This window comes from Streptomyces sp. NPDC001056 (assembly GCF_053598955.1).
The window spans coordinates 1-15762 of sequence record NZ_JBSFLI010000046.1; the positions used below are offsets into that span (position 1 = coordinate 1).

9 protein-coding genes and 1 pseudogene are annotated in these 15762 nt (G+C 73.3%); 5 read left to right on the forward strand and 5 right to left on the reverse strand.

Features of this window, described 5'->3' with window-relative positions; translation table 11 throughout:
- The first annotated feature begins 379 nt into the window (after window positions 1–379).
- Window positions 380–829: a PTS sugar transporter subunit IIA gene (locus ACWDD7_RS34005; protein ID WP_392218247.1), complete on the forward strand. Its 450-nt coding sequence runs from the start codon at window positions 380–382 to the stop codon at window positions 827–829.
- A 79-nt stretch (window positions 830–908) separates the two neighbouring features.
- On the forward strand, window positions 909–2579 hold the full coding sequence (gene ptsP / locus ACWDD7_RS34010) for a phosphoenolpyruvate--protein phosphotransferase (RefSeq protein ID WP_351869073.1): 1671 nt from the start codon (window positions 909–911) through the stop codon (window positions 2577–2579).
- Window positions 2580–2652: 73 nt separating this feature from the next.
- Here ptsP and ACWDD7_RS34015 read toward each other — a convergent pair whose 3' ends face one another.
- Together ACWDD7_RS34015 and ACWDD7_RS34020 are read right to left on the reverse strand one after the other, a co-directional pair.
- The gene (locus ACWDD7_RS34015) at window positions 2653–3543 is read right to left on the reverse strand and encodes a hypothetical protein (RefSeq protein WP_450460231.1); all 891 of its coding nucleotides are present in this window, start codon (window positions 3541–3543) and stop codon (window positions 2653–2655) included.
- A 164-nt stretch (window positions 3544–3707) separates the two neighbouring features.
- The gene (locus tag ACWDD7_RS34020) at window positions 3708–5675 is read right to left on the reverse strand and encodes an acetoacetate--CoA ligase (RefSeq protein WP_450460232.1); all 1968 of its coding nucleotides are present in this window, start codon (window positions 5673–5675) and stop codon (window positions 3708–3710) included.
- Between the two features lie 230 nt (window positions 5676–5905).
- Between ACWDD7_RS34020 and ACWDD7_RS34025 the strand changes: the two genes are divergently transcribed.
- On the forward strand, window positions 5906–8254 hold the full coding sequence (locus tag ACWDD7_RS34025) for a glycoside hydrolase family 31 protein (RefSeq protein WP_450460233.1): 2349 nt from the start codon (window positions 5906–5908) through the stop codon (window positions 8252–8254).
- A 510-nt stretch (window positions 8255–8764) separates the two neighbouring features.
- Here the strand turns inward: ACWDD7_RS34025 and ACWDD7_RS34030 are convergent.
- Window positions 8765–9298 (reverse strand): NUDIX domain-containing protein, encoded by a 534-nt coding sequence (locus tag ACWDD7_RS34030; RefSeq protein WP_450460234.1) that lies wholly within the window; start codon window positions 9296–9298, stop codon window positions 8765–8767.
- A gap of 200 nt (window positions 9299–9498) precedes the next feature.
- Between ACWDD7_RS34030 and ACWDD7_RS34035 the strand changes: the two are divergent.
- Together ACWDD7_RS34035 and ACWDD7_RS34040 are read left to right on the forward strand one after the other, a co-directional pair.
- Window positions 9499–9576, forward strand: a pseudogene (locus ACWDD7_RS34035) (benzoylsuccinyl-CoA thiolase); the annotation flags it as partial.
- A 188-nt stretch (window positions 9577–9764) separates the two neighbouring features.
- Window positions 9765–11417: an EAL domain-containing protein gene (locus tag ACWDD7_RS34040; protein WP_450460235.1), complete on the forward strand. Its 1653-nt coding sequence runs from the start codon at window positions 9765–9767 to the stop codon at window positions 11415–11417.
- A gap of 36 nt (window positions 11418–11453) precedes the next feature.
- On the opposite strand, the gene ACWDD7_RS34045 is transcribed toward ACWDD7_RS34040, so the two are convergent.
- Both ACWDD7_RS34045 and ACWDD7_RS34050 read right to left on the reverse strand, forming a co-directional pair.
- Window positions 11454–12059, reverse strand: coding sequence for a GTP-binding protein (locus ACWDD7_RS34045; protein ID WP_450460236.1), 606 nt, complete (start codon window positions 12057–12059; stop codon window positions 11454–11456).
- Window positions 12040–15762: a hydantoinase B/oxoprolinase family protein gene (locus ACWDD7_RS34050; RefSeq protein WP_450460237.1), complete on the reverse strand. Its 3723-nt coding sequence runs from the start codon at window positions 15760–15762 to the stop codon at window positions 12040–12042. The genes ACWDD7_RS34045 and ACWDD7_RS34050 overlap by 20 nt, the downstream gene beginning before the upstream one ends.

Genomic DNA, 15762 nt, shown 5'->3' on the forward strand with positions numbered 1-15762 from the left:
GTTGACTTTTGGCACGCTGTTGAGTTCTCAAGGAACGGTCGCTTCCTTTGTACTCACCCTCTCGGGCTTTCCTCCGGGCTTCCCTTCGGTGTTTCAAACTCTATCAGGCTTTTCCCTTCTCCCTGACCGCCGTTCTGCGAGCATGCAGAAGGAGATCCGGAGTCAGGACCTGCGAGTTTGGTTTCTGTCGGGCGAGGGCGCTTTCGCGTCGCTCCGTCCCGGGCAGGAGTACGACACTACACGGGGCCCTGAAGGGCATGCAAATCCACCAGGTTGGTGGTCTAGACCACTAGCTGCTAGCTTTCATCCGGAACCGCCACTTCACATGACATACCCTGCTGCTCAGGCCCGCGAGCAGCTCCACTTCTGGGAGGCTCCCATGACCACCGTGACGTCCCCTCTCGCAGGACGTGCCCTCGGACTGGCCGCCGTGCCGGACCCCGTCTTCTCCGGGGCGATGGTCGGCCCCGGCACCGCGATCGACCCGGTGCGTGAGGCCTCCGAGGCCGTGTCGCCCGTGGACGGTGTGATCGTTTCCCTGCACCCGCACGCCTTCGTCGTGGTCGACGACAGCGGGCACGGCGTGCTCACCCACCTCGGTATCGACACCGTGCAGCTCAACGGCGAGGGCTTCGAACTGCTCGTCAACAAGGGTGACACCGTGAAGCGTGGTCAGCCGGTCGTGCGCTGGAATCCCGCGGCCGTCGAGGAGGCCGGCAAGTCGCCGGTGTGCCCCGTCGTCGCGCTGGAGGCGACGGCCGACGCCCTCTCCGACGTCCGCGAGAGCGGTGACGTGACGGCCGGCGCCGACCTCTTCTCCTGGAACTGACGGCAGTGCCGTCATGAGGACGGCGTACAGGACGACCCACCGCGGCGGGGGCCCGCCGCACTATCCGGAGACGGGTGAGATGGAGACAACGCTGCGAGGCGTCGGTGTGAGCCATGGCGTGGCGATCGGCGAGGTCCGGCACATGGGCACGGCGGTCCTGGAACCGCCGGCCAAGCAGATCCCCGCGCAGGAGGCGGAGCGCGAGCAGGGCCGCGCCCGCCAGGCGGTCGACGCCGTGGCCGCCGATCTGATGGCGCGCGGCAACCTGGCCGGGGGCGAGGCCCAGGCGGTGCTCGAAGCGCAGGCCATGATGGCCCAGGACCCCGAGCTGATGGCGGACGTGGACCGGCGGATCGCCGTCGGCAGCACGGCCGAGCGCGCGGTGTACGACGCGTTCGCCGCGTACCGGGAGCTGCTGGCCGGAGCCGGTGAGTACCTGGCCGGCCGGGTGGCCGACCTCGACGACGTGCGGAACCGCATCGTCGCCCGGCTGCTGGGCGTGCCCATGCCGGGCGTGCCGGACAGCGATCACCCCTACGTACTGGTGGCGCGTGACCTGGCGCCGGCCGACACCGCGCTGCTCGACCCCTCTCTGGTGCTCGGGTTCGTGACCGAGGAAGGCGGTCCCACCAGTCACAGCGCGATCCTGGCGCGGGCGCTGGGTGTGCCGGCCGTGGTGGCGCTCCCGGGCGCGGTCGAGCTGGCCGAGGGCACGGTGGTCGCGGTGGACGGCAGCACCGGTGAGGTGTTCGTGCACCCGAGCGAGGAGAAGAAGGAACGGCTGACGGCACAGGCCGCCGAGCGCCGGGCCGCGCTGGCCGCCTCGATCGGTCCTGGTGCGACGGCGGACGGGCACAGGGTGCCGCTGCTGGCCAATGTGGGCGGTCCCGCGGACGTGCCGGCCGCGGTGGCGGCCGGTGCCGAGGGCGTCGGTCTCTTCCGTACGGAGTTCCTGTTCCTGGACGACGGCGAGGACGCTCCTTCCGAGGAGAAGCAGATCGCGGCCTACCGGCAGGTGCTGGAGGCGTTCCCCGAGGGCCGCGTGGTCGTACGGGTGCTGGACGCGGGCGCGGACAAGCCGCTGGCCTTCCTGACCCCGGCGGACGAGCCGAACCCGGCGCTGGGCGTGCGGGGGCTGCGGACGCTGCTGGAGCATCCCGATGTCCTGCTCACCCAGCTGACCGCGCTGGCGAAGGCCGCCGAAGGTCTGCCCGTCTACCTTGAGGTGATGGCGCCCATGGTGGCGGACCGCACGGACGCGAGGGCGTTCGCCGACGCGTGCCGTGCGGCGGGCCTGCCGGCGAAGTTCGGGGCCATGGTGGAGATCCCGTCGGCCGCGCTGCGGGCGCGGTCGATCCTGCAGGAGGTCGAGTTCCTCTCGCTCGGGACCAACGACCTCGCGCAGTACACGTTCGCGGCGGACCGGCAGGTGGGGGCGGTGTCGCGGTTGCAGGATCCCTGGCAGCCCGCGCTCCTCGACCTGGTCGCGCTGTCCGCGGAGGCGGCCCGTGCCGAGGGCAAGAGCTGCGGTGTGTGCGGTGAGGCGGCGTCCGATCCGCTGCTGGCCTGTGTGCTGGCCGGTCTGGGTGTCACCTCCTTGTCGATGGGTGCGGCGTCGCTTCCCTATGTGCGGGCGACGCTGGCGAAGTTCACGCTGGCGCAGTGCGAGCGGGCCGCGGCGGCGGCGCGCGCGGCGGACAGCGCCGAGGAGGCGCGGGCCGCGGCTCAGGGCGTGCTGTCCGGCGAGTAGCCGCGGGGCCGGTCGTGCGGGGGCGTCCCGCCTTCGGGTGGGGCGCCCCCGTCACGTACCGGTGTGTCCGGTCTCAGTGGCGGTGCTCGTCCGCCCCGCTCCCCTCCCCCAGATCCGGTGGTGCGCAGTAGTCGACGCCCGGTTCCGGGGCGATGAGGTCGCCGGACTCGGCATCGGTGCAGTAGGCGTCGAAGACCTCGGCCGCGGTGAGCGGTTCGAGGGCGCCGGCGCGCAGCCGCCAGCCGTGGACGCGGTCCGCGGCACCGGGGGCGCTGGTGCGCAGGACGAGTCCGCCGGGGCTGCGGGTGGCGAGGCCCAGGGCGAGGACGCTGGTGAATTCCAGGGCCTCGGCCTCGTCCAGGCGGGTGGCGCCGTGGGCGTCCTCGTCGCCGTGGAGGACGGAGACCAGGGTTTCCGGTGGCCCGGAGACGGTGCACACGAGGTGCCGGTCGCCGGGTGGCGCGGTGTCGAGGATGCGGACCAGGAGGTCGGAGGCGCGGGTGAAGGCGGCCCGGCCGATGTCCTCGCCGCAGGTGGGGCAGGGGCCGAGGCGGGTCAGGAGCGTGGTGGCGTACTCCCAGGTGGCCCGGCGTACGGCCTCGTCCACCAGGGTGGGCACGAGCGTGGCGAGCGGGCGGCCGTCGTAGGGGACGGTGGGTCCGGTCGCGGCGAGTTCCGCGGTGAACCTGGTCCGGGTCGCGGGGAGGTCGGGGTCCAGGCCGGTCTCGGCGCAGTACACGGCGTAGTCATCGGGGTCGAACAGGGCGAGGGTGGTGTGGCCGCCGTACGCGGCGCGTTTCTTGAGGACGGCCTCGACCTGCCGGAGGTAGGCCGCGTGGTCGTCGAAGGCGAAGCTGCGGTAGCGCCGCATGGCGCAAAAGTCGTGTTCGTCGGCGAGCAGGCCGATGGTGCCGGCGATCTCGCGGCGCAGGACGCTGCGCATGGTCCGGTCGGTGTGCGCCATGTTTCCCCCATGTGTGCGCGGTCGATCAGTGCTCACTCACCGTAATCGGGGGCACTGACAATGGTCGGCGTGACGGCTCTGACCTGCGACTTTCATGACGCATGAGGCGGCCCCGGACTCCGCCGTGCTCGGTGGGTCCGGGGCCGGTCGTACGGTCGGGGGCGTCAGCCGCGCTTGCGGGCCAGCTCCTCGTAGAAGGCGAGCAGGGTGAGGTCGTCGATGGAGCCGGGGTTGACCGCCTTCTCCAGCGGGGTGCCCTGGAGGAGGCGCTTGACCGGGACCTCGATGCGCTTGCCGGTGAGCGTGTGCGGGACGCCGGGCACCTCGATGATCTCGTCGGGGATGTGCCGCGGCGAGAGCTGCTCGCGGATGGACCGCTTGACCTTGTCGAGCAGCGCGTCGTCCAGGGTGGCGCCCGGGGCGAGGTGCACGAACAGCGGCATCCAGTAGCCGCCGTCGGGCTGTTCGATGCCGATGACCAGGGATTCCTTGATCTCGGGCAGGCGCTCGACCACCTCGTAGATGTCGGCGGAGCCCATGCGGACGCCCTGCCGGTTGAGGGTGGAGTCGGAGCGGCCGTGGATGATCACGGTGCCGCGACCGGTGAGGGTGATCCAGTCGCCGTGGCGCCAGACGCCGGGGTAGGTGTCGAAGTAGCTGTCGTGGTAGCGGCTGCCGTCGGGGTCGTTCCAGAAGCGGATCGGCATGGAGGGCATGGGCTGGGTGACGACGAGTTCGCCCACCTCGTCCACGAGGGGCCTGCCACCGGGGTCCCATGCCTGGAGGTCGGTGCCGAGGGCGGCGGCCTGGAGTTCGCCGGTGTACACGGGCAGGGTGGGCACGCCGCCCGCGAAGCAGGAGCAGACGTCGGTGCCGCCGCTGACGGAGGCGATCCACAGGTCCTCGCGGACCTCGTCGTGCAGCCAGCGGAAGCCGTCGGGCGGCAGCGGGGAACCGGTGGTGGCGACGCACTTGACGCGCGAGACGTCGTAGTCGCGGGCCGGGTGGACGCCGGCCTTGCGGCAGGCCATGACGTAGGCGGCGGAGGTGCCGTAGAGGGTGGCGCCGGTGCGTTCGGCGACGTTCCACTGGGCGCCGGTGTCGGGGTACCCGGGGCTGCCGTCGTACAGGACGATCGTCGTACCCGTGAGCAGGCCGGAGACGAGGAAGTTCCACATCATCCAGCCGGTCGAGGTGTACCAGAAGAAGCGGTCCTCGGGGCCGAGGTCGCAGTGCAGGCCCAGTTGCTTGAGGTGCTCGACCAGGATGCCGCCCTGGGACTGGACGATGGCCTTGGGCAGGCCGGTCGTGCCGGAGGAGTAGAGCACCCACAGCGGGTGGTCGAACGGGACCTGTTCGAAGACGGGCTCGGTGTCGCCGGCGGTCAGGGCGGACCAGGCGAGGGTGCCTTCGGGTGCCTCGGTGCCGAGCAGCGGGATGTGCACGACGGCCCGCAGGCTGGGCAGCTCGCGGCGCAGTTCGGCGACGGTCTCGCGGCGGTCGTGCTCCTTGCCGCCGTAGCGGTAGCCGTCGACGGTGAACAGGACGACGGGTTCGACCTGCTGGAAGCGGTCGAGGACACTGCGGGCGCCGAAGTCGGGGGCGCAGGAGGTCCACACCGCGCCGACGGCGGCGGTGGCGAGGAGGGCGACGACGGCCTGGGGGATGTTGGGCAGGTAGCCGCTGACGCGGTCGCCGGGGCGGACGCCGAGGGCGCGCAGTTCGGCGGCGAGCGAGCCGACCTGGCGGCGCAGGTCGGCCCAGGTCACGGGCTGCGGTTCGTGGGTCTCGTCCACGTGCAGCAGCGCGGGCTGGTCGGGGCGGTCCGCGGCGGCGCGCAGGGCGTGCTCGGCGTAGTTGAGGGTGGCGCCGGGGAACCACTGGGCGCCGGGCATGGCGCGGTCGCCGAGCACCTGCGTGTACGGCGTGGAGAAGCGGACGTCGAACCACTCGACGACGGCCTTCCAGAAGGTGTCCAGGTGGTCGACGGACCAGCGGTGCAGCGCGGCGTAGCCGCCCTCGGCCGGGGCCCCGTGGTGGGCGGCGGCCCATGCCTGGAACGCGGTGATGCGTGCCTGGGCGATCCGCTCGGGATCGGGCTGCCAGAGCGGCTGGGGGTTCGCGGTCGACATGGGGCGGCTCCCGGACTCTACGCGTCGTGTGCGTCGGTCCGCGCACGGCTGGGGTGTGCGCGTGACGCGGCTGACAGGGACGATGCCACGTGATCGACTTCCGCACCAGGGTGAGCTTCGTATCATCCGCCTGGTGAAGCGGCGGGTTCGGTGGAACGGCGGGTCCGGCGGAGGTGAACGGAAATTGAACGGCACGCGCGCGCGGGGCGCTCGGTGGCAGGGTGAGCAGCATGGACGGTCGTGACCTGGTGCGTTCGGTGCGTGTGATCGGTTCGGGGCGGGCGGCTCGGGGGGTGCGGGCGGCGTGGCGCAGACGGCGGATCGATGCCGCCGGGCTGCCGCGGCGGGGTGCGGAGCGGGCGCGGGTTCCGGGTCAGGTGGAGAGTGTGGCGCCGGGTCCCGGGGGCGGGGTGATCCGGTTCGGCCGGTCTGAGCTGCGGGTCATGGTCGCGGTGAACGGCGCGGTGTTCTGGGGCTGGGACGGGGCGGCGCCGGAGCCGTCGTACGCGCTGGCGCGGGGCTGTCCCGAGCCGGACCCGCGGGCGGTGCTGGAGCCGGACAAGGACGGCGGCTGGCGGGTGGTGGCCGAGCGGGTGACGGTCGTCGTCTCGCGGCACGGCGCGGTGGAGGTGTGCACACCGGGCGGCGTGGTGCTGCGCCGGGAGCTGCCGCCGCGCTGGTGGGAGCCGGTCGGCGGGGGTCCGGCGCGGTGGATGCAGCGCTCGGAGGTGCCGGCGGACGCCCGGTTCTTCGGGCTCGGCGGGCGCGCGTCGGGGCCCCGGCTGCGGGACGGGTCGTACCGGCTGTGGAACACCGATCCCGGCGGTTCGTTCGAGCCCGGTGACGATCCGCTGTATCTGACGATGCCGGTGCAGTTGGTGGTGGCGGACGCGGGGACGCATCTGGTGTTCCACGACACCACGTGGGACGGCACGGTGCTGCTACGCGAGGGCGAGGAGGGCGCGGGGTCCGGGCACGACCGGGCGGGGCGCTGCGAGCTGCGGATGGACGGTGGTCCGCTGCGCTGCTGGGTGATGGTGGGCGCGCCGTCGCGGGTGCTGCACACCTGGGCCTCGCTGACCGGCGCGCCGGCGCTGCCGCCGGCCTGGGCGCTCGGTCACCATCACGCGCGCTGGGGATTCGGCAGCGAGCAGGAGGTGCGCCGGATCGTCTCGGGCTACCAGGAGCGCGGGCTGCCCCTGGACGCCGTCCATCTGGACATCGACCACTACGACGACCACCAGGTGTTCACCGTCGACCGGGAGCGGTTCCCGAAGCTGCCGGTGCTCGCGGAGGAGCTGCGCCGGGACGGCATCCGGCTGGTGTCGATCATCGATCCGGCCGTGAAGGTGGCGCCGGGCAACGCGGTGTACGAGGGCGGCACGGCCGTGGACGCGTTCGTGCGGGACGCCTCGGGGCGGCCGGTGCTCGGGGTGGTGTGGGCCGGTGAGTCCGTCTATCCGGACTTCACGCATCCGCGGGTGCGTGACTGGTGGGGCGGGCTGTACGAGGAGCGCCTCGCGCAGGGCTTCGCAGGGTTCTGGCACGACATGAACGAGCCGGTGTCCTTCAACGCCTTCGGCGAGCCCACGCTGCCGCGCTCGGCCCGGCACGCCCTGGAGGGGCGCGGCGGGGACCATCGCGAGGCGCACAACGTGTACGGGCTGTGCATGGCGCGCGCGGGCTATGAGGGCCTGCGCGAACTGGTGCCCCAGGAGCGGCCGTTCCTGTTCACGCGGTCGGGCTGGGCGGGGATGCAGCGTTACGGCGGCACGTGGTCGGGCGACGTGGCGACGGGCTGGCCGGGGCTGCGGGCGTCTCTGTCGCTGGTGCTGGGGCTCGGTCTGTGCGGGGTGCCGTACTCGGGCCCCGATGTGGGCGGCTTCGGCGGCAGCCCGTCGCCGGAGCTGTATCTGCGCTGGTTCCAGCTCGGCGCGTACCTGCCGCTGTTCCGCACCCACGCGAGCCTGCGGGCGGGGCGCCGTGAGCCGTGGGAGTTCGGGCCCGAGGTGCTGGAGCACGCGCGCGCGGCGCTGCTCGAACGCCGGCGGCTGCTGCCGTACTTCGTGACGCTCTCCCATCTGGCCCGGCGCACCGGCGCGCCCTATGTGCGCCCGGTGTGGTGGAGCGCGCCGGAGGACCGGGCCCTGCGCGACTGCGAGGACGCGTTCCTGCTGGGCGACAGTCTGCTGGTGGCGCCCGTGCTGGACCCGGGCGCGGACCGGCGTGTGGTGCGGTTGCCGCGGGGGCGGTGGTACGACACGGCGACGGAGCGGGTGTACGAGGGTCCCGGGCCGGTTGTCGTGGACGCGCCGCTGTCCCGGATACCGGTCTTCGCACGGGCGGGCGCGGTGCTGCCGGTGCGCGGCGACGACGGGCTCGAACTGGAGGTGTGGGCACCGGCGCCCGGCCGGACCGGAGGCGGTCTGGTCGTGCCGGACGCGGGTGACGGCTGGGACGAACCGGAGATCGAACGGTATGTGACCCGCCGACAGGGCCGGAACGTGGTGGTCACACGGGAGGGAGAGGACGGCACGAGCGAGCCTGGTCGGCCGGTCCGGGTGCGGGGGCTCGGGTGAGCCGGCGCGGGGGTGACGGGTGCCGGGGCTCGGGCGGGGCGGGTGCGGTGGAGGTGCCGGGAGGCTTGAATGGGGCGGGTGCGGCGGAGGTGCGGGGAGGCTCGGATGGGGAGGCGTGGGCGGGGAAGGTGCGGGGGCATGCGGTTCGGCCGGGGTAGGTGCGGGGCCCGAGTGAGCCGGATGGTCCGAAGGCTCGGGTGAGTCGGAGGCATCCAAGGGGGCCGGGGGACCTGGTCACGCGGGGGCGGATGAGCCGAGGGCGGACAGTGCCCGGGGCCGGGCACGCACGGGACGGCCCGATCGGCCGAACGCCCAGGGACACGGGCCCGCCGGACCCCAGCGGGGTGAGCCGGGCAGGCGCCGGGCGGATGAGCCGAGGGCGGTAGGTGGACGGGTCGCCCGTGTACGCGGCCCGGTCGGCCGGGTGCCCGGTGACGCCCGGGTGCGGACGGGCACCCGGGGCGGTCGGGTGGGCCCGGCGCGTACGGGCGCCCGGCTCGGTCCGGTGGATCAGTAGCGGCCCTCGAACCACGCCCGTACGGCGACGCTGTGCAGCGGGAAGGCGAGGTCCTCTGGGCGGCGCAGCAGGTGCCAGCCCTCGGTCTCGGACGTGGGGCCGGACGGGGGAAGGACGTCGGCCGGACGTTCGGGCAGCAGGCCGAAGAGGAGCAGATGGCCGTCGGGCGAGCTCATGGCGTCGACGAGGCGCACGTCGCGGGCGGCCGCGTCGATGCCGGTCTCCTCCTTGAGTTCGCGGACGACGGCCTGCTTCCAGTCCTCGCGGTCGTCCACGTACCCGCCGGGCAGGGCGGTGCCGCCGCGGGCGGGCTCGACGGTTCGGGTGATGACGACCAGGGCGGTGCCCTCGGTGTCGTACACGGGCTGGAGCGCGATCGCCACGGGCAGCGGATTGCGGTAGGCGACGGTGCCGCAGGACGGGCAGGTGCGCGGCCAGCCGGTGACGCCCTCTCCATAGGGCACTCCGCAGGCGGAACAGTGCGATCCCGGCGCGGAGTTGGCAGTTGATTGCTGATTCTCGGACACGCGCGGACTGTATCCGATCACAGGAAGGACGTCTTCCGTAAGTGATGTTGTCCGTGGCCGGCACGGTCTGCCCATTTCCGGTCGACCGTGGCACACTTCTGACGCTTCGTCAGTTCCACCAGGCCGGACGGGGCTTTGCCGCACACTCGGACACCCGCGATCAACGGCTGGTTCGCCGGCGAGGGGGACGGATTCTCGCCCTGGAGGAGGTCCCCCTGTCGCGCACGGGGCGCGTCTGGTCGTACACCGACACCAGGTACCGCCCCCCGTCGCCCTTCCCGAGCCCCGGGGGCCGCCTGTCCCAGCACCCGGAGACGGTGCGGGGCGGCTATCCGGGGTATGCGGCGGGGGCCTCGTACGCAAGCGGGGCCACGGGAGCCGCCACGTTGCGTGACCGGTCGGGAATCCTGTGTGAACGTCTCATGAACTGACCCTGGGCGCACGCGCGCGGCGCCATCATGCTCCCGTGCACTCCTGGACGGACACTCTCCGCTTCGCCTTCCAGCCGCTGGTCAACCTGAGGACGGGCGCGGTCGCCGCACTGGAGGCACTCGCCCGCCCGGAGACCGGCGACATCCTGGCCGAGGCCCGCCGTGACCCCGAACTCGACGGCGCGCTGACCGTGTGGGCGCTCCGAGCGGCCATGCGCAGGGAGCGGCTGATGCCGCTGCACGTGAACGTGTTCGCGGCCACGCTCGCCGACCTCGGCGGCCTCACCCCGCTGCACGACGCGGTGCGGGCGGCGGGCCGCGGACCCTGGGAGGTGACGCTGGACGTCGTACCGCCCTATACGCATGTGCCGCAGCGGGCGCTGCTGGAGGCGGTGGCCGCGCTGCGGGAGCAGGGGTTCCGGATCAGCGCGGACGGGGTCGGGGACGGCGATGTGCCGCTGCGGCTGCTCACCGACCTCCGTCCCGACCTGGTCAAGCTGGACGCCTCGCTGCTGGCCCGGCCGGCCGCGGTACGGGCGATGCGCACGCTGTGCGAGGAGCTGGCCGCCCTTGTCGCCGTGGAGGGGGTGGAGACCGAGAGGCAGTACGCGGCGGCGGTGTCCGCGGGGGCCCAGCTGGCGCAGGGCGACCTGTTCGCGCCGCCGGCCCGGATCCCCGCGGCGGACGTCTATGTGCCGCCCCTCTCCCCCGCCGCCCCGGCGGTCCCGAGGACCGGGCCGTCGGTGCGGGAGTTCGTGCGCCCGGCCGCCGTGCTGCCGTCGACGGCGTCGGCCGGGCAGGTGCGGGCCCTGCTGACCGGTTCGCCGGACGTCTCCGGGGTGCTCCTGGTGGACCAGGCGGGCCGGCCCGTGCGGTCGGTGCACCGCTCGCGGTTCCTGCTGTCGATGTCCGGGCGCTACGGGCACGCCCTGTACGCCGACCGGCCCGCCGCGAGACTCGGGGACGCGCCGCGCACGGTCGGGGTGGACGCCACCGCCTGGGAGGTGCTGGACGTGGTGGCGATCGGCGGCCGGGACCGGACCAGCGACGACGTGGCGGTGGTCGACGCGCATGGGCGGTGCGTGGGCGTCGTACGGCTCGCGGACCTGGTGCGGGCGCTGGCCGAGAGCCGGGTGGAGGAGGCCGCCGGGCTCAATCCGCTGACCAGGCTGCCCGGTTCGGACGCGATCACCGGTGAGGTGGACCGGCGGATCGCGGACGGGCGGCCGTTCGCGCTGAGCTGGCTCGACATCGACCACTTCAAGAAGGTGAACGACGGTGCCGGGTTCGCCGCGGGCGACGAGCTGATCCGCTCGGTGGGGCGGGCCCTGACGCGGGCGGTCGCCGGGCAGGCGCGGGTGGGGCACATCGGCGGGGACGACTTCCTGGTGCTGGCCGACGAGGAGGTGCTCGGAACGCTCGCCGCCGCGGTGCTCGACACGCCCTGGTCGGCGGGCGGGCTGCCGGTCACACTGTCGCTGGCGACCGTGGTGTGCGGGCCGGGCAGCGTGCACGACCACCGCCAGGCCGCCGCCCGGCTGGCGCCGCTGAAGCAGGCCGCCAAGGCCCTCGGCGGGGCGAGCTGGGTGCTCGGACGCGCGGGGCTGGACGGCCACGAGGTACGGCGCGGCGGCGGGGCGTGGGCTCCGGCGCAGGTGGGGCGGGCGGCCATCGAGCAGGCGCGGTGAGGGCTCCGCTCGGACGCGCTCGAACCGTCCCGCCGCTCAGCTGGGAACCGGCCGGCGGCGTTCGGCCGAGTAGCGCATGGCGTGCTGGACGAGGTCGACGAGTACGCCCTTGGCCGACTCCCGGTCGCGGGCGTCGCAGAGCACCACGGGCACCCCGGCATCCAGGTCGAGCGCCTGGCGCACCGACTCGGAGGGGTAACGGGCGGACCCCTCGAAGCAGTTGACGGCGACCAGGAAGGGGATGGAGCGCCGTTCGAAGTAGTCGACGGCGGCGAAGCAGTCCTCCAGGCGGCGGGTGTCGGCGAGCACGACGGCGCCGAGCGCGCCCTCGGACAGCTCGTCCCACATGAACCAGAACCGCTCCTGGCCGGGCGTGCCGAAGAGGTACAGCACCAGGTCGTCGCGCAGGGTGATCCGGCCGAAGTCCATGGCCACGGTGGTGGTCTTCTTGGCCTCCACCCCGCTGGTGTCGTCGACGGGGCGTCCGGCCTCGGTGAGCTGCTCCTCGGTGCGCAGCGGCCGGATCTCGCTGATCGCGCCGACCAGGGTGGTCTTGCCCACGCCGAAGCCGCCCGCCACCAGGATCTTGAGCGTGACGGGCTCGACCGGGGAATTGCCGTGCTCAGAACGCCCGAGGACCATCGTTCACTTCTCCTGCTTGCTGGGGTTCGGGCGACGGGCGGCCGTAGCCGCCGCCACCGGGGGTTTCGATGACGAGTACGTCGCCGGGGCCGACGTCGGTGGAACCGCTGCCGCCGAGATCGGTGACGCCGCCGTCGGTCCGCTCGACCCGGTTGGCACCGAGCGCGCCGGGCTCGCCGCCCGCCATGCCGTACGGGGGCACGCGGCGGTGCTGGGAGAGGGTGGAGACGGTCATGGGCTCCAGGAACCGGATGCGGCGCACGGCGCCGTCGCCGCCGCGCCAGGTGCCGGCGCCGCCGCTGCCGCGCCGGACGGCGAACTCCTCCAGGCGGACGGGCAGCCGCCACTCCAGGATCTCGGGGTCGGTGAGCCGGGAGTTGGTCATATGGGTCTGCACGACGTCGGCGCCGGGGAAGCCGTCGCCCGCTCCGGAGCCGGAGGCGACGGTTTCGTAGTACTGGTGGCGTTCGTTGCCGAAGGTGACGTTGTTCATCGTGCCGGAGCCCTCGGCCTGCACGCCGAGCGCGGCGTACAACGCGCCGGTGATGGCCTGGGAGGTCTCCACGTTGCCGGCGACGACGGCGGCCGGCGGCTCGGGGGCGAGCAGGGAGCCGGGCGGTACGACGATGTCCAGGGGGCGCAGGCAGCCGTCGTTGAGCGGGATGTCGTCGGCGACCAGGGTGCGGAAGACGTACAGGACGGCCGCGTTGACGACGGCGAAGGGGGCGTTGAAGTTGGTGGGCAGCTGGGCGGAGGTGCCGGTGAAGTCGATGGTGGCGCGGCGTTCTGCCCGGTCGACGTGGACCCGGACGCGGATGACGGCGCCGGAGTCGGTCTCGTAGGCGTACGCGCCGTCGTCCAGGGCGTCGATGACGCGGCGGACGGCTTCCTCCGCGTTGTCCTGGACGTGCCGCATGTAGGCCTGTACGACATCGAGGCCGAACTCGCCGATCATGCGGCGGACTTCGTCGACGCCCTTCTGGTTGGCGGCGATCTGGGCGCGCAGGTCGGCGAGGTTGGTGCGGGGGTTGCGGGAGGGGTGGGGGGCCTCGGTGAGCAGACGCCGGGTCTCCTCCTCGCGGAAGCGGCCGCCCTCGGCGAGCAGCCAGTTGTCGAAGAGGACGCCCTCCTCCTCGATGGTGCGGCTGTGGGCGGGCATGGAGCCGGGGGCGATGCCGCCGATCTCGGCGTGGTGGCCGCGCGAGGCGACGTAGAAGAGGATCCGCGGGCCGCTTCCCGTGTCCGCCGGGGCGTCGGCGTCGAACACCGGGGTGATCACGGTGACGTCGGGCAGATGGGTGCCGCCGTGGTACGGGTCGTTGACGGCGTAGGTGTCGCCCGGCCGCATCGAGGTCCCGCGGCGGCGGATGACCTCCTTGACGCTGGTGCCCATGGAGCCGAGGTGGACGGGGATGTGGGGGGCGTTGGCCACCAGGTTGCCGTCCGGGTCGAACAGGGCGCAGGAGAAGTCCAGGCGTTCCTTGATGTTGACGGACTGGGCGGTGGACTCCAGTCGCGCGCCCATCTGTTCGGCGATCGACATGAAGAGGTTGTTGAAGACCTCCAGAAGAACCGGATCGGATTCCGTGCTCGCCCGGGAACTCTCCGTGACCGCCGTGCGTTCCATGAGCAGATGCCCGTCGTCGGTGGCCGCGGCCCGCCAGCCCCGGTCCACGACGGTCGTCGCACTGGCCTCGGTGATGATCGCGGGGCCGGTGACGGTCTCGCCGGGAGGAAGGGCCTCGCGGCGGTGCAGGGGTACGTCGCGCCAGGAGCCGCCGGTGTGCAGGCGGACGGTCTCGGGTGCGGCGGGCCGTCCCTCGTACGGGGCGAGGGCGGTCAGATCGGGGGGTGCGGTGACGCCGGTGGCCTCGACGGAGAGGGCTTCCACGACGACCGGACGGTCGAGGGTGAAGGAGTAGGTGGCGCGATGGCGCTCCTCGAACGCGCCCCGCATGGCCTCGGGTTCGGCCAGTTCGACGGTGAGGGCGGTGTCGGTGCCGTCGTAGCGGAGCTGGGCGCGGTGGGTGACCCGGATGCGGTCCTCGGGGACGTCCTCGGCGACGAGTTCGGCGCGGGCCGCGGCCTCCAGGTCGGCGGCCGCCCCGCGGATGCCGGGCATGGCGGCCTGCTCCAGGGGGGCCTCGACGGACTGTTCGCGCATGGCGGTGGTGTCGGCGAGGCCGATGCCGAGCGCGGAGAGGACCCCGGCCATGGGGGGTACGAGGACGGTGCGGATGCCGAGCGACTCGGCGACCCGGCACGCGTGCTGGCCGCCCGCGCCGCCGAAGGTGGTCAGGACGTAGCGGGTGACGTCGTGGCCCTTCTGGACGGAGATCCGCTTGATCGCGTTGGCGATGTTGGCGACGGCGATGCGCAGATAGCCCTCGGCCACCTGCTCGGGGGTGCGCTGGTCGCCGGTGGCCCGGTGGATCTCGCGGGCAAGGCCGGCGAACCGGTCGCGGACGAGGGACGCGTCCAGGGGCTGGTCGCCGCCGGGCCCGAACACGGCCGGGAAATGGGCGGGCTGGATCCGCCCGAGCATCACGTTGGCGTCGGTGACGGTGAGCGGGCCGCCGGCCCGGTAGCAGGCGGGGCCGGGGTCGGCGCCGGCCGAGTCGGGGCCGACCCGGTAGCGGGAGCCGTCGAAGTGGAGCACGGAGCCGCCACCCGCGGCCACGGTGTGGATGTCGAGCATCGGCGCGCGCAGCCGTACGCCCGCGACCTGGGTGTCGAAGACCCGCTCGTACTCGCCGGCGAAGTGCGAGACATCGGTGGAGGTGCCGCCCATGTCGAAGCCGATGACCCGGTCGAAGCCCGCGCGCTGGGACATGCGGGCCATGCCGACGATGCCGCCGGCCGGTCCGGACAGGATGGCGTCCTTGCCGCGGAACTGTCCGGCCTCGGTGAGCCCGCCGTTGGACTGCATGAACATCAGCCGTACGCCACGGAGTTCGTCGGCCACGTGGCGGACGTAGCGGTGCAGCACCGGCGAGAGGTAGGCGTCGGCCACGGCGGTGTCGCCGCGCGGGACCAGCTTCATCAGCGGGCTGACCTCGCTGGACAGCGAGATCTGCGGGAAGCCGGTGCGGGCGGCGAGTTCGCCGATGGCGCGTTCGTGGGCGGGGTGGAGGTGGCTGTGCAGGCAGACGACGGCGACGGCGCGGATTCCGTCGTCGTACGCCTCCCGGAGCCGCGGCGCGAGCGCGTCCAGGTCCGGGGCGCGCAGCACCGTGCCGTCGGCGGCGATGCGTTCGTCGGCCTCGACCACCCGCTCGTAGAGCAGTTCGGGCAGGTCGATGCGGCGGGCGAAGATGTCGGGCCGGTTCTGGTAGGCGATGCGCAGGGCGTCGCGGAAGCCGCGGGTGATGACCAGGAGGGTGGGTTCGCCGGTGCGTTCCAGGAGCGCGTTGGTGGCGACGGTGGTGCCCATGCGGACGGCCTCGACGGGCTCCGGGGAGTCACCGAGGAGAGCGCGGATGCCGGCGACGGCGGCGTCGGTGGAGTCCGCGGCGGGGGCGTCCGCGCTGGTGGCGGGGCGGCCGTCGCCCGTGCCGGACCCGCCGTCCGGGCCGGCCCCGGGCTGCGTCCGGGCCGGGTTGTCGGAGAGCACCTTGTGCGTGAGCAGGCGGCCGTCCGGGCGACGCGCGACGATGTCGGTGAAGGTGCCGCCTCGGTCGACCCAGAACTGCCAGCCTGTCAC

Bases quoted from the DNA above. Each gene is read 5' to 3' on its own strand.
- ptsP (WP_351869073.1), top strand. From the start codon at position 909: ATGGAGACAACGCTGCGAGGCGTCGGTGTGAGCCATGGCGTGGCGATC.
- ACWDD7_RS34005 (WP_392218247.1), top strand. From the start codon at position 380: ATGACCACCGTGACGTCCCCTCTCGCAGGACGTGCCCTCGGACTGGCC.
- ACWDD7_RS34020 (WP_450460232.1), bottom strand. From the start codon at position 5,675: ATGTCGACCGCGAACCCCCAGCCGCTCTGGCAGCCCGATCCCGAGCGG.
- ACWDD7_RS34045 (WP_450460236.1), bottom strand. From the start codon at position 12,059: ATGGTCCTCGGGCGTTCTGAGCACGGCAATTCCCCGGTCGAGCCCGTC.
- ACWDD7_RS34025 (WP_450460233.1), top strand. From the start codon at position 5,906: ATGGACGGTCGTGACCTGGTGCGTTCGGTGCGTGTGATCGGTTCGGGG.
- ACWDD7_RS34015 (WP_450460231.1), bottom strand. From the start codon at position 3,543: ATGGCGCACACCGACCGGACCATGCGCAGCGTCCTGCGCCGCGAGATC.